The sequence below is a fragment of the Candidatus Phytoplasma bonamiae genome (assembly GCF_030586845.1).
Classification (GTDB): Bacteria; Bacillota_I; Bacilli_A; order Acholeplasmatales; family Acholeplasmataceae; genus Phytoplasma; species Phytoplasma bonamiae.
In genome coordinates this window covers 25288-39164 of the sequence record NZ_JAOSIQ010000002.1, presented here as the reverse complement: position 1 = coordinate 39164, position 13877 = coordinate 25288, and the positions used below count along the sequence as shown (strand labels likewise).

At 23.8% G+C, this 13877-nt stretch carries 14 protein-coding genes; 13 read left to right on the top strand and 1 reads right to left on the bottom strand.

Features of this window, described 5'->3' with window-relative positions:
* The first annotated feature begins 157 nt into the window (after positions 1-157).
* The 7 genes from OC701_RS00485 (at position 158) to OC701_RS00455 (ending at position 5359) form a co-directional block, all read left to right on the top strand.
* Positions 158-724, top strand: a complete 567-nt coding sequence (locus tag OC701_RS00485; protein ID WP_304514161.1) for a nucleotidyl transferase family protein — start codon at positions 158-160, stop codon at positions 722-724.
* A gap of 123 nt (positions 725-847) precedes the next feature.
* On the top strand, positions 848-1759 hold the full coding sequence (gene trhO / locus OC701_RS00480; protein ID WP_304514159.1) for an oxygen-dependent tRNA uridine(34) hydroxylase TrhO: 912 nt from the start codon (positions 848-850) through the stop codon (positions 1757-1759).
* 190 nt (positions 1760-1949) lie between these two features.
* Entirely contained in the window at positions 1950-2273 is a 324-nt protein-coding gene (gene rplU / locus OC701_RS00475) for a 50S ribosomal protein L21 (RefSeq protein ID WP_304514158.1), read from the top strand.
* 15 nt (positions 2274-2288) lie between these two features.
* Positions 2289-2609: a ribosomal-processing cysteine protease Prp gene (locus OC701_RS00470; RefSeq protein WP_304514157.1), complete on the top strand. Its 321-nt coding sequence runs from the start codon at positions 2289-2291 to the stop codon at positions 2607-2609.
* Positions 2610-2618: 9 nt separating this feature from the next.
* A complete protein-coding gene (gene rpmA, locus OC701_RS00465) occupies positions 2619-2921 on the top strand; it encodes a 50S ribosomal protein L27 (protein WP_320415501.1) in 303 nt (100 codons plus the stop codon).
* A 483-nt stretch (positions 2922-3404) separates the two neighbouring features.
* Complete coding sequence (gene obgE, locus OC701_RS00460) at positions 3405-4688, top strand: GTPase ObgE (RefSeq protein ID WP_304514155.1); 1284 nt, start codon at positions 3405-3407, stop codon at positions 4686-4688.
* 41 nt (positions 4689-4729) lie between these two features.
* The gene (locus OC701_RS00455) at positions 4730-5359 is read left to right on the top strand and encodes a hypothetical protein (protein WP_304514154.1); all 630 of its coding nucleotides are present in this window, start codon (positions 4730-4732) and stop codon (positions 5357-5359) included.
* Between the two features lie 49 nt (positions 5360-5408).
* On the opposite strand, the gene OC701_RS00450 is transcribed toward OC701_RS00455, so the two are convergent.
* Entirely contained in the window at positions 5409-6077 is a 669-nt protein-coding gene (locus OC701_RS00450; protein ID WP_304514153.1) for an adenylate kinase family protein, read from the bottom strand.
* Between the two features lie 528 nt (positions 6078-6605).
* Between OC701_RS00450 and rpsD the strand changes: the two genes are divergently transcribed.
* The 6 genes from rpsD (at position 6606) to leuS (ending at position 13864) form a co-directional block, all read left to right on the top strand.
* Positions 6606-7211 (top strand): 30S ribosomal protein S4, encoded by a 606-nt coding sequence (gene rpsD, locus OC701_RS00445; protein ID WP_304514152.1) that lies wholly within the window; start codon positions 6606-6608, stop codon positions 7209-7211.
* Positions 7212-7318: 107 nt separating this feature from the next.
* Positions 7319-7519: a hypothetical protein gene (locus tag OC701_RS00440; RefSeq protein WP_304514151.1), complete on the top strand. Its 201-nt coding sequence runs from the start codon at positions 7319-7321 to the stop codon at positions 7517-7519.
* Complete coding sequence (mgtA, locus tag OC701_RS00435) at positions 7513-9993, top strand: magnesium-translocating P-type ATPase (protein WP_320415500.1); 2481 nt, start codon at positions 7513-7515, stop codon at positions 9991-9993. The genes OC701_RS00440 and mgtA overlap by 7 nt, the downstream gene beginning before the upstream one ends.
* Before the next feature lie 38 nt (positions 9994-10031).
* Positions 10032-10811, top strand: a complete 780-nt coding sequence (locus OC701_RS00430) for a diadenylate cyclase (RefSeq protein WP_304514150.1) — start codon at positions 10032-10034, stop codon at positions 10809-10811.
* A 306-nt stretch (positions 10812-11117) separates the two neighbouring features.
* Positions 11118-11393: an acyl carrier protein gene (locus OC701_RS00425; RefSeq protein ID WP_304514149.1), complete on the top strand. Its 276-nt coding sequence runs from the start codon at positions 11118-11120 to the stop codon at positions 11391-11393.
* Between the two features lie 11 nt (positions 11394-11404).
* Positions 11405-13864 carry a leucine--tRNA ligase gene (gene leuS, locus OC701_RS00420; RefSeq protein ID WP_304514148.1) on the top strand — a complete coding sequence of 820 codons (2460 nt, stop codon included), beginning with the start codon at positions 11405-11407 and terminating at the stop codon, positions 13862-13864.
* The last annotated feature ends 13 nt before the right edge of the window (positions 13865-13877 follow it).

The window sequence follows — 13877 nt, the reverse complement described above, 5'->3', positions numbered from 1 at the left end:
AGAATAAACATTTAACCAGTGGTGACACGAAGTTAAACCCGGAACAGGGATAAATTATGGAAAGCGGTGTGCTGGGAAACTTGCTCGCACCGTTTGGACGGGGGCTGTTGGTAATAGTTGATGAAAAAACATCTTATCGATGAAACGCCAATAATCTATTCGTACTCAAACAGCATCTAATAATAGTGATTTTGTTTATCTTATTATGGTTAAAGAAGATATATCTTTATTTTCTTATGAACAGCGTAAAGAAATGGTCAAATTAGCTACACAAAACATAAAAAATGTTTGTATTATAGAAGGTAGTAATTATTTAGTATCAAGAAATGTTTTCCCTTCTTATTTTTTACCATCTTCTGAACAAGTAATTCGCTCTCAAGCTATTTTAGATACAAATATTTTCAAAAATTATATAGCTTATCATTTGGGCATTAAAAAACGTTATGTAGGGGAAGAACCTTTTTCATCTACTACTAATTTATACAATACCATCATGAAAGAAATTTTGTTTCAATCTCCGGTAGAATTAGTTATTTTATCTCGATTAACGGTGGATTTTAAACCTATTTCAGCAACGCAAGTTCGTAAGTTATTTATTCAGGGAAATTTTAAAGATATGGAAAAATTAGTTCCTATAACTACTTTAAAATTTTTGCAAAAATTAAATTATAAAAAATATGCTCAAGATCCTAAATTTTCTAAATTGATTGATAAAAACTTTTGATTTTATGAATTTAATTATTTTAGGTAATTACAAGTTACAAATCAAATTAAATAATTTAAATTTAGTTATTATTTTTTATATATACTTGTATTTTTTTTAAAAATAAAGGAATTATTAAATACTATGGTATCTAGTAAAAATCAAATTGACGAAAATCTTTATCAAGTTATTTTATTTTATAACTATAATTATATTAAAAGTCCTCAAACTTTATGTGATCTTCACAAAACATTTTGTATTAGAAATAAATTGTTAGGTAGAATTATTATTTCTGATGAAGGTATTAACGGTACTTTGTCAGGATTAATAAAAGATATTAATTCTTATATGCAATTTTTATTACAAGATTCTTTTTTAGCTAATACTGCATTTAAAATAGATTCGGTTAATGGTCATGTTTTTCCAAAACTTTCTGTAAAATATAAAAAAGAAATAGTATCTTTAAAGTTAATAAATGATGTCTTTCCTAAAAATAGTTGTTATTTAGAACCTAAAGATTTTTATTATTTATCTCAAAAATCTGATATCATTTTATTAGATGCTCGTAATAATTATGAAACAAAATTAGGAAATTTTTTAAACGCTATTTTACCTGATATTAATAATTTTCGAGAATTACCCGCTTGGATAGATAAAAATTTATATTTGTTCGCGAATAAAAAAGTTTTAACATATTGTACTGGAGGAGTAAGGTGCGAAAAATTATCTGTTTATTTAAAGAATAAAGGTATATCTGAAGTTTTCCAACTAAAAGGAGGAATTATTAATTATAGTCAAGATAAAGAGCTTCAAGGCGAAGGATTTCAAGGTAGTCTTTATGTTTTTGATAAAAGAATTGCTGTGAAAGTTAATAAAAAAAGACATACTATTATAGGTAAAGATTTTTTTGATCAAACCCCTTGTGAAAGATATATTAATTGCTCTAATCCTGAATGTAATAAACAAATTTTATGTAGTTTAGCCAATGAAATAAAATATTCAGGTAGTTGTTGTCTTCGTTGCCGACAACATACTCATAATCGTTTCAATCATTAAAATCATAAAAATCTATAAATGTGAATAATAGCTCTTGAAATGATTATGCAATGGCTTGATGATGAAGAATAAAAGGAAATAATTATTTATTTGAATCAAACCAAATTATTTGAATTATATTGATATTATTTTAAAGTATTTTACAATGATAATATATTATTATGTTTTTTAATAAAGAAAGAGGTTATTTATGGATAAATTTGCTATTGTATCAAATGGTAATAAACAATTCCAAGTCACTTTAAATCAAGAAATTTTTACAGATAAATTATCGGCAAGACCCGAAGAAGTTTATGTGTTTCGTAAAGTTTTAGCTATTCATTCTGAAGGCAACTCTATTTTAGGAAATCCTTGTGTTCAAGGAGCAACAGTAGAGGCTAAAGTTCTTAAACAGGGTAAATCAAAAAAAATTATTGTAGCAACTTATAAAAGACGTAAAAAGTATCGTTGTAAAAAAGGACATAGACAATTATATACAAAACTTTTAATTACGAATATTAATTTTCCTAAATGATTTTGTTAATTATATATGATCGAATGTTTTATAAAATATAAAAACAACAATATTATTTCTATTCTGATTCAAGGTCATGCGCAATATTCCGGTTCAAATGATATAGTTTGTTCTTCGGTATCCACTGCTATAATAGTTACTGTTAATGCTATTGAATTATTAAACTTAAAAAATAAAATTAGTTTTAAATTAAAAAAAGGTTATTTTAAATTAATTTTATTAAAATCTAATTTAATAGTTAATAAATTATTACAAAATTTAAAATATACTTTAAAAGATTTAAGCCAACAGTACCAAACTTATTTGAAAATTAAATTGATTAAAAATACAAATTAAAAGAGGTTGATTATGTTTAAATTAAATATTCAATTGTTTGCAACTAAAAAAGGAGTTAGTTCGACACGTAACGGGCGCGATTCTCATTCTAAATCTTTAGGCGCTAAATTATCAGATGGTCAATATACAAATGCTGGATCTATTATTTATCGTCAAAGAGGGACTAAAGTTGTTCCGGGTAAAAATGTTGGTTTGGGTAAAGATGATACTTTATTTGCTCTAATTAATGGTTTTGTTAAATTTGAAAAAATTCGTATCAATAAAAAACAAAAAACTTGTGCGTCAGTTTATAACAGTATTTTAAAACAATAATTTTATTGCCAAGAAGATAACCAAAATAATAATGTTTAAAAATTTTTTCTTGATAATTATTACTTATGTAAAAATATATATCTTTTTTAAGAATTAATTATTAATATTAAAGTATTTTTTTATTTATTAATTGATTTTTTGATTATAATTATCGACTATTTGAGTGTTAAATGATATTTTAATTAAATTAAAAATATGAATTAATTATATTTTTTCATTAATTATAATATTATTAACTTTAGTATTTTTGATTTACAATAACATCAGATAAATTTAATGGGTTAAAATTATTTAATAATTTTTTAACATGAAAAAAATTTAATTTATCTTTTTTTATCAAGATAACAAAATATTCGGATACAAAGGAATTTTTAATTCTGTTTATCTTAATATAAAAAATATTATTTTGCATTTTGCTATAAAAAAAGATAAAATTTATTACTAAATTTATCGGCTATTTATCTAATGAATTTAGGGAATTATATGAATTTTATTGATGAAGTTATAAATTATGTGAAAGCTGGCGATGGGGGATGTGGAAAAGTCGCTTTTAGAAGGGAAAAATATGTCCCTTATGGAGGGCCTTCAGGAGGAAATGGAGGTCACGGAGGATCTGTAATTTTTGTAGGCGTTTCGGGCGAAAATAATTTATTTAAACTTAAATATCGTAAAAAAATTAAAGCTTTAAATGGTTATAACGGTGAAAATAAAAATAAAAATGGAGCTAATGCTCCTAATTTATTTATAGAAGTGCCTTTGGGTGTTTTAATTTATAATCATACAAATAATCAATTAATTGGAGAAATTTTAAAAGCCGGAGAACATTTAATAATTGCTCGAGGCGGTAAAGGTGGTAAAGGTAATTTCGCCTTGGCTAACCATTATAATTCAGCTCCGTCTTATGCTGAAAAAGGCGATTTGGGAGAAAGTTTAATTATTAGAACAGAATTAAAAATGTTAGCAGATGTGGGTTTATTAGGTTTACCTAATGTAGGCAAATCTTCTTTATTAGCTGCTTTATCTAATGCTAAACCGAAAATTGCTTCTTATCCCTTTACTACTTTAACACCTTGCTTAGGAATGGTTTTTGATAAAAAATTAAATTTTGTGATTGCTGATATTCCTGGGTTAATTGAAAATGCTTCTTTAGGACGTGGTCAGGGTATTAATTTTTTAAAACATATTGAAAGATGTAAATTGTTATTGCATATATGTGATGCTTCAAATGATAATATTTATTCAGATTATTTATTATTAAACGAAGAATTAAAAAAATATAATGTTAATATGTTAAAAAAACCTCAAATAATAGTTATTAATAAAACAGATTTACTTTGTTTTCAAAAAAATTTTATTATTTTATCAAAAAAAATAAAAGATAAGACCATCATTCCTATTTCTATTGTTAATTATTCAGGTTTAACAACTTTAAAAAATATTATTATAGAATATTTGCAAAAAAATGATTTGTATAATAATGATTTAACTGTTAATGATATCGAAGATAGAAAGATTTTTACTCTTAATGAATCAGTTAAGTTTATCATTTCCAAAGAAAGCAATGGTTGTTATGTAGTTACTGGTGATTATATTGAAAAATTATTTCATAGAACGGATTTTAGTAATCATGAATCAATTAGTTATTTTTCTTATATTTTGAAAAAAATAGGAGTTGAAGAAGAATTAAAAAAAAGAGGAATGAAATCATGTGATCAAGTAAAAATTTGTAATTGTGTTTTTGAATTTGTAAATGAAACAAATTTTTAAATAAATAACACATTTATAAAGTCAAGAGGAAAATTATACATATGAAAAAACTGAAATTATCATCTTTAGAGCGAATAATTTTTTTAGCTTGTTTATCTTCTTTATCTCTTGTTTTAGATTTTATTTTTAAAAAATTATTCGCTTCTTATTCTTTATTACGTTTTTGGAATTCTATCATTTGGTTAGATGGTTTTAAATTAATACCTTTATTTTTTATCCCTTTATTTAATCGTCATTATTTTTGGTCTTTTGTTTCTATTTCTTTTATAGAAATCCTTGGTTTTTGTTTTAGGGGCACTATTTATCCATATAATCCATTATTAACTGTATTTTATGGATTTTGCTTAGGTATTTTACCTATTTGTTTACTATCAAAATATTTTGATTCATTTTTTTCGGTTTATTGGCGAGTAACTTTAATTTGTTGTTTATATTTTATGACATCAATTTTGTTGAATCTTTTTTTTTTAGATTGTATTTTTTATAACAAAAATTATTATTATTTCAATAATTTTTCTTTTTATAATAAATTTATAAAAAGATTTTCATCTCCTTGGATTTATATTCGTTTTTTATCGGTTTTGTTCTTTTCTGGCATTTTAACTCATATTTATTTAAAAATAAATCGACAATTTTTATCTTTTTATTTAATTGATGAAAGTAAAATATAAATTAATTTTAAATTATAAAAATTATTTTAATAAGTTATATATAGAATTTTTATGTTTGTTTTTTGATATTTTTAAATTTTTTTAATAAAATTTTTGTTACATCATCGATAGACATATTATCATCGTCAATGCGAATTTCTAAGAGTTGATTTTTATTACGATAATGTTCTATCAAAGGATAAGTTTCTTTTTGATAAATCGCTAAACGTTCATTAAAGGTTATTAAATTATCATCTTTTCTTTGGATTAAAACAGTATTATCTTTATCACATATCCCCTTTTGTTTGGGTTTTTTAGTTTCTAAATGGTAAATTTCTCTGCATTTTGGGCATATTATTCTGCCTAAAATTCTTTTTTGTAAAATTTTGATATCAGAATTAAAATAAATTACTTGTGTCAAAATAATATTGTGTTGTTGAAATAATTCATTTAAAAAGGCGGCTTGCAGCGAATTTCTAGGAAAACCGTCTAAAATAAAACCTTTTTTATTTGTGTCTTTTAATAATTGTTCTTTAACCATAGCATTTGTGATATAATCAGGAACTAAAAAACCTTTTTCTATATAAGAATTTGCTGATTTGCCTAAATCAGTATTTAATTGTAAATTTTTTCTGAAAATATCTCCTGTCGAAATATGCGGAATGTTAAAATATTTAGATAAAATTATCGCTTGTGTTCCTTTACCAGTAGCAGGCGGACCTATTAATATTATATTCATTCTATAACCTTTCTTGTTTGGATAGATTTTAATGAAGGAATTATGTAGTAATTCAATTATGTATTAATTCATTTAATATTTGAATTTATTGTAATTTTATTTTTAGTTTAAAAGATACGATAATGTAAGGTTAAATTAATTTATTTAAATTAAATTATTTTAGCATCCAAAAAATGTGCTTATTGAAGTTTTAAATATGTTATTTTTTAAATTTTATAGAATTTACAATTAAAATTGAAAAATGATAAACACTAAGTATTTATATCACATAAATTCACTAATTTCAATAACATTAGTATTTTATTATTTTTAAATATAAAATACATTTTTTAAATTTTTATATCTAATTTATTTTAATGCAAAATTTTTTAATTAAAGTTAACTATTTACTTGACTATCTTTTGGTTTTATCATAGAATATATGGTATATAGTGTTGTATTTATTCATCTATATGTACGTTAGCATTTTCGGAATTTAACTAAAAATCAAATTTCACTGATAAGTGAATTAAAAAAGGAGTATTGTGGATGTCTACCGCGAAACCGATTTGGAAAAAATCACGTTTTTTGAATTTTTCTTTAACTGGAACAGGAAAAGAACTATTACATAAAAAAGATCATTTAAATTTAAGTAAAAATAAAAAACGAAAAAATAAATTAAGTGATTATGGACTCCAGTTACAAGAAAAACAAAAAGTTCGTTTTACTTATTGTATGTCTGAAAAACAATTTAAACGTTTTTTTGTCAATGCGGCTAAATTTAAAGGTTCTCATGGAGAAAATTTTTTAATATCATTAGAATCTCGTTTAGATAGAATTGTTAATTTGTTAGGTTTTGCTAAAACTATTTTACAAGCAAGACAATTTATTTCTCATGGTCATGTTTTAGTAGATGGTAAAAAAGTCGATATTAGTTCTTATGTTGTTAAACCAGGACAAAAAATCACTTTAAAAGAAAAAGCAAAACAAATGAAAATAGTTTCTCATTGTTTAGAAACGTTAAGCAATAATAAAGTTGATTATGTTACTTTAGATAAAAATTCTTTAATAGGTAGCTATGTTCGATATCCTTATAGAAATGAATTTTTAACAGATATTAATGAACAGTTAATTGTAGAATATTATAATAGATAAAAATGGATTAATTTATTTTTAATTTATTTTTAATTGAATAATAATGTAATAAATTTTAGATATTAATATTGAAAATTTTACTTTATTTAGGGAGTTGTATAATAAAAATGAAGTTACCTTTTAGAAAAAATTTTTTTTCTAACATGAATTTTCTTAAGAAAGTTAGTCGTCAAGATATTAAGACACTTTTAGCTTATTTATCTTCTAGCCTTAATGGTTTATCTTTGGATGAGATTGATGAAAGAAAGAAAAATAATAATGTTAATGTTTTGAATAAAAAAAAAATTATTATTTTACTAAAATCATAAGAGTTTTATTAAATCCTTTTAACTTTATCTTATTATTTTTATTAATTTTTTATTTTCTTAAAGATATTTATTTAGCCGATCCTAAAGTTAGGGATTACGCTACTTGTTTTATTGTGTCTTTTATCTTACTAGTTTCAAATTTTATGCATTGGTTACAAGAAGCTAGATTTTCTAGTGTGGTAGATAAACTTAAAAAAATTGTTTCTTTAACGGCATCTGTAAAAAGATCTAACCAAATTTTTAAAATATCTTTAAACGAATTATTAGTTGGAGATATAGTTTTATTGTCGGCCGGAGATATCATTCCAGCAGATATCAGATTATTAGAGACTAAAGATTTTTTTGTTAAAGAAACAACTTTTACAGGGGAATCGGATCCGGTAGAAAAAAATGCTTTCTCTCAAAAAGAAACTAATGATCTCTTAGATGATCCTAGATTAGTTTTTATGGGTACTAATGTTGTTTCAGGTTATGCTGTTGGCATTGTAGTTTTGATAGGATTGAATACTTATTTGGGTCATGTGCATCAATCTTTAGATAAAGAAAAACATTATTCTTCTTTAAAAAAAGGTATTAATTCTATTGTTAAAATATTAATTGGTTGTATTTTGATTTTATTTCCTTTAATTTTTGCTTTAAACTGGTATAAATGTACAGAAAAATTTATTTTTTGGAATATTTTCGCTTTCGCTTTAAGTATAATTTTAGGAATTACTCCTGAAATGTTGCCTTTAATTGTCACAACTTCTTTTATGAGAGGTGTTGCTGTTCTGTCTAAATATAATGTTATTGTCAAAAATTTATATTCTATGCAAGATTTTGGTGCTATAGATATTTTATTTACTGATAAAACAGGAACTTTAACAGAAGATAGCGTTGCTATTGAAAATTTTTTAGATACTTATAATAAAAGTAATTTTAAAATTTTACAATATGCTTATTTAAATAGTTACTTTCAAACAGGTTTAAAAAACGTTATAGATAAAGCAATTATCGATAAAATGCATGATAATTGTCATTTCGATTCCATGTTAGTGCAACATTTTATTAAAGTTGACGAAATTCCTTTTGATTTTAAACGTCGAATTATGACTATTTCTCTTCGTAATATTCATGAAGATTATGATTTGATTATTACTAAAGGGGCAATAGAAGAAATATTAAATATTTGTAATTATTCTGAATCTATTGATCCAAACACCAATCAATTTCAAATATTTGATATTGATAAACCTAAGATTTTAAATTATGTTATTCATTATAATCAATTAGGATTTCGTGTAATCGGGGTTGCTTATAAACTAATTCAAAAAAATCTAAATTCGATATCTAATGATAATAAAAACATAGAAAATAATATGATTATGTTAGGTTTTTTAATTTTATTAGATCCTCCTAAAGTTAGTTCTGCAGATGCTGTTTTAGCTTTAAAAAGTTGTGGTGTAGATGTTAAAATTTTAACCGGTGATAATGAAATTTTATCAAAAATTATTGCTCATAAAGTTAATATTGATTCTACAAAATGTTTATTAGGTTCTACTTTGATCGAAATGAGCGATGAAGAAATCTATAAACAAGCTCATTATACTAGTATTTTTGCCAAACTATATCCAGAGCAAAAAGCTAGAATTATTAATATTTTTCAAAAAAAAGGACATATTGTAGGTTTTATAGGAGATGGTATTAACGATGCTATTGCTATGAAAAATGCAGATTTATCTATTACTGTGGATTCGGGAGCTGAAGTTGCTAAAGAATCAGCGGATGTTATTTTATTGAATAAAAATTTAACTGTACTAAAAGATGCCATTTTAGAAGGTCGAAAAAATTATATTAATATGTTAAAATATATTAAATTTACTTTAGCTTCTAATTTTGGTAATATTTTAAGTATTTTATTAGCTTCTTATTTATTACCTTTTATTCCTTTTATGCCTATTCAAATTTTATGTTTAAATTTAATTTATGATTTATCTTGTTTAGTTTTGCCTTTTGATGATGTAGAACCTATTTATTTACAAAAAAAATCTCGTTGGGATAGTCGTAATCTTTGTTTTTTTATGATTACATTCGGAATATTAACTTTTATTTTTGATGTTTTATTTTGTTCTAGCTTATTATGGAGATATGGTATTTTTTCTTCTAGTGATTGGAATTGTGATAAGATTAATTTATTCAGGGCAGGATGGTTTATTTTTTCTATTTGGACTCAATTTTTAACTATTTTCTACCTTAGAACTCCTAATTGCATGAGAAATTTTAAAAAAACTATTTATATATTTGCATTCCCTTTTTTAGCCGGAGTTTTAACTTCTTATTTACCTTGTATAAGTTTTTTATCAGAAAGATTATATTTTAGCAATCCTTTTAATAAAGATTATGTTTTTATTTTAGTAATCTTCTTATTATTGTATTTTTTATCTTTATATTTAATTAAAAAATTATTTATTATAAATAAACGTGATCTTGTTTAGGATTAGATTAATTTTGACCGAATGGATAGGTGTATTTAATGATCTATTGGCCAGATATTTTAAATATATTATTATTTTTTATGGCTATTTTATTATTATTTTATATTTCTTTAAATATTTTTTTTAGTAAATATGAAGTTATTAAAATAGTTTATTGTTTTTTTTTAGGAATTTTATTTGTTTATTATTTGAAATTTTTTTGGGAAAAATATAATTATTTTGAACCAATTAGAAGTTTTTTAGAAAAAATTAATATTTATAATGTGATATTAAATTTTGTTATGATAGCACCTATTATTATCAAAGCTCCTTATTTGCGTTTTTATGTACAAAATTGGTCTGGTTTTTGGAACAGAAAGAAAATGATAGTTATGGGTAACAAAAATACACAAAATCAAATTTTAAAAGCTGTTTGGTTCATGTCAGACAAAAAAATTGGTTCTTTGATTACTATTGAAAAATATAATACATTAGAGCAATTTGCTCAAAAATCTATTTTTCTTGATGCTAATGTTTCTTATGAATTATTAATTAATATTTTTATGCCTAATACTCCTTTGCATGATGGTGCCGTTATTATTCGGGGTAATAAAATTTTATCTGCTGGAGCTTATTTTATGTTATCTGATAACCAACATTTTGAAAAAATTACAGGTTCTAGGCATCGAGCTGCTTTAGGTATTAGCGAACATACTGATAGTATGACTATTATAGTTTCCGAAGAAACAGGCGATATTTCTATTGCTGTGGATGGAATTATGTTATTAATGAATGATCGCAATAAATTTGAAGAATATTTAACTATGTTTATGGATTAAAGGGCGGATAAGTTTGTTTAGTAAAAATAGAGTTTTTTTACATTGTAATATAAGTATTAATTAAATTATATAGCAGATAATGTTTATATTTTTATAAATTATAATTAACTTTTTATGAAATTTTTTTAGTATAATTGAAGTAAAGTTTTTGAGATTTTATCGTCTTATTATGTATTTATTAAATATTTTTCAATAATAAATTTTGTTTTTTATTTATGTTAATGCATTTTTTTGATCGAATTTTTAAAATAATAAATTTTTGATTTAGTGTTTTTTTAAAATAAATTTAAATATATGGAGTTAATAGTGTTTAATAAAATTCAAAAAATAATTTCGGAACAATTATCATTATCTGAAGAACTAATTCAATTAGAAACAAAATTAAAAGAAGATTTAGGAATGGATTCTATTGATGCTGTTAATTTGGCTATTCAATTAGAAAAAATTTTTAATATTAAAATTAGTGATGAACAATTACAACAATTTAAATTAGTAAAAGATATTGTAGTTTATATTGAGGCTAATTCTTCTGGATACACAGAAGAAAATCAAAATGTTGAATATAAAAAAAATCGGAGTTAAAAAAATTTTTTATGTTAATTTATGATTTTCGCGGCATAGAAGCTAAATGGCAATTACATTGGGAACAACAACAAACTTTTGAAACAAAACTTGATTATAATAAGAAAAAATTTTATTGTTTAGATATGTTTCCATATCCTTCCGCTCAAGGATTACATGTTGGACATTTAGTAGGTTATTCTGCTAGTGATATTGTTAATAGATTTTTTCGAATGCAAGGATTTAATGTTTTACATCCCTTTGGCTGGGATTCTTTTGGTTTACCTACAGAACGTTATGCTTCGCAAACAGGTCAGCATCCTTCTTATGTAACCTATCAAAATATTGCTAACTTTAAAAAGCAAATAAAATTGCTCGGAAAAGGTATTGATTGGAGCCGAGAATTAGCTACTTCTGATTCTTACTACTACAAATGGACTCAATGGATTTTTAAAAAACTTTATCAACAAGGATTAGCTGTTTTGCAAGATGTTGAAGTGAATTTTTGTCCTCAATTAGGTACAGTATTAGCTAATGAAGAGGTTATTTCTACTTCTGACGGTATTATATCAGAGCGCGGCGGTTATCCTGTTTTTAAGCGCAAAATGAAACAATGGGTTTTAAAAATTACTAAATATGCAGATAGACTTTTGAATGATTTGTCATTGCTAGATTGGCCGGAATCTATCAAAGAAATGCAAATTAAATGGATTGGTAAAACATCGGGTTTTATTTTTTATTTTCCTTTATCAATGGATAACGAAAAATTTTTGTCTGTTTTTACTACTATGCCTCAAACAATTTTTGGAGTTAGTGCTTTAATTTTGGCTCCTGAACATCCTTGGGTATCGCTTTTGACTATTTCCGAAAATCAACAGGTAGTTAAGAATTATTTACAGAAAACTCAACGTAAAAGTAATTTAGAAAGAGATATTAATAAAGAAATTACAGGAGTTTTTACGGGTAGTTATGCTATTAATCCTTGTAATAAAAAGAAAATTCCTATTTGGATTTCAGATTATGTTTTTATGCATTACGGGACAGGAGCATTAATGTCAGTACCTTTTTATAATCAAAAAGATTTTATTTTTGCTAAAAAATATAATTTGAACAAATATATTATTAAATATTGCAGTCCTTGTTGTCATTTATATTCAAGGATAGAACAAATTAAAAAACCATGTTTAAAAAATGGTGGCATTTTTATTAATAGTGATTTTTTAAACGGTTTAGATGAAATTTCCGCTAAAGAAAAAATTATAAATTTATCTATTAAAAATAAATGGGGTGAATTATTTAATACTTATAAAATTCACGATTGGTTATATTCTCGTCAAATTTATTGGGGCGAACCTTTTCCTGTTTATTATGATGAAAGTAATAAAATTTATTTAATGTCTGATGATGAATTACCTTTAGAATTACCTGAAACTGATAATATAGAAAAGTTATATAAAGGTGGTTCACCTTTATCTCAAATTCATTCTTGGTTATATTTTGATAAAAATGGTAAAAACTACAAACGTGATTCTAATACTATGCCACAATTTGCGGGTAGTTCTTGGTATTATATAGGCTATATTTTAAAAAATTATTTGAGTATGATACCATTAAATACTATGGAAGCTAAAAAATTGTTAGATTATTTTTTGCCTGTAGATGTTTATATTGGTGGCTCTGAACATGCTCATGGTCATTTAATTTATGCTCGATTTTGGTGTAAATGTTTGTATGATTGGGGTTTAATATCAACTCCTGAGCCTTTTTATAAATTAATAAATCAAGGAATGATTTTAGGTAGCGATAATTTAAAAATGAGTAAATCTAGAGGTAATATTGTTAATGCTTCGGAAGTTTTAGATGATTATGGAGCTGATGTAATACGACTTTATATCATGTTTTTGGGCCCTTTGGAAGATAATAAATCTTGGTCAGAACAAGGTTTAAAAGGTATTCAACGTTTTTTAAATCGTATTTATAATATTTTTGATAATTTTATTATTTGTGAATCGAATTTTTTAATTTTAAATAAAATTACACACCAAACTATTCGAAATGTTACCGAATATTATCAAAAATTTCAATTTAATAAAGTTATTAGTCAATTAATGATTTTAACTAATTCTATTTATAAATATGAAAGGGCAGATCGTAAGCAAATTAGAATTTTATTGCAATTATTGAATCCTATAGCTCCGCATATTACAGAGGAATTAAATCAAGTTAAATTAAAATCTAATCAAGAATTAGTTTATTCTCCTTGGCCAAAATATGATGTTTCTGTTTTAGAAGAAAAAGAAGTTGTTATTGTTATTCAAATTAATGGTAAATTTAAATCTAAATTATTAATCCCTTTAGATACGGAGAAATCTGAAATTTTAAAAATTATCGAAAAAGACCAAAAAACTTTAAGTTTTATTAAAAATAAACAGATTGTTAATGTTATTTATATTAAAAATAAATTATTAAATATAGTTATAAATGTAGATTAATTTGATTTTAATA

Coding starts and splice junctions, on each gene's coding strand:
- trhO (WP_304514159.1), top strand. CDS start 848: ATGGTATCTAGTAAAAATCAAATTGACGAAAATCTTTATCAAGTTATT.
- rplU (WP_304514158.1), top strand. CDS start 1,950: ATGGATAAATTTGCTATTGTATCAAATGGTAATAAACAATTCCAAGTC.
- OC701_RS00470 (WP_304514157.1), top strand. CDS start 2,289: ATGATCGAATGTTTTATAAAATATAAAAACAACAATATTATTTCTATT.
- obgE (WP_304514155.1), top strand. CDS start 3,405: ATGAATTTTATTGATGAAGTTATAAATTATGTGAAAGCTGGCGATGGG.
- OC701_RS00455 (WP_304514154.1), top strand. CDS start 4,730: ATGAAAAAACTGAAATTATCATCTTTAGAGCGAATAATTTTTTTAGCT.
- OC701_RS00450 (WP_304514153.1), bottom strand. CDS start 6,077: ATGAATATAATATTAATAGGTCCGCCTGCTACTGGTAAAGGAACACAA.
- rpsD (WP_304514152.1), top strand. CDS start 6,606: ATGTCTACCGCGAAACCGATTTGGAAAAAATCACGTTTTTTGAATTTT.
- OC701_RS00440 (WP_304514151.1), top strand. CDS start 7,319: ATGAAGTTACCTTTTAGAAAAAATTTTTTTTCTAACATGAATTTTCTT.
- OC701_RS00430 (WP_304514150.1), top strand. CDS start 10,032: ATGATCTATTGGCCAGATATTTTAAATATATTATTATTTTTTATGGCT.
- leuS (WP_304514148.1), top strand. CDS start 11,405: ATGTTAATTTATGATTTTCGCGGCATAGAAGCTAAATGGCAATTACAT.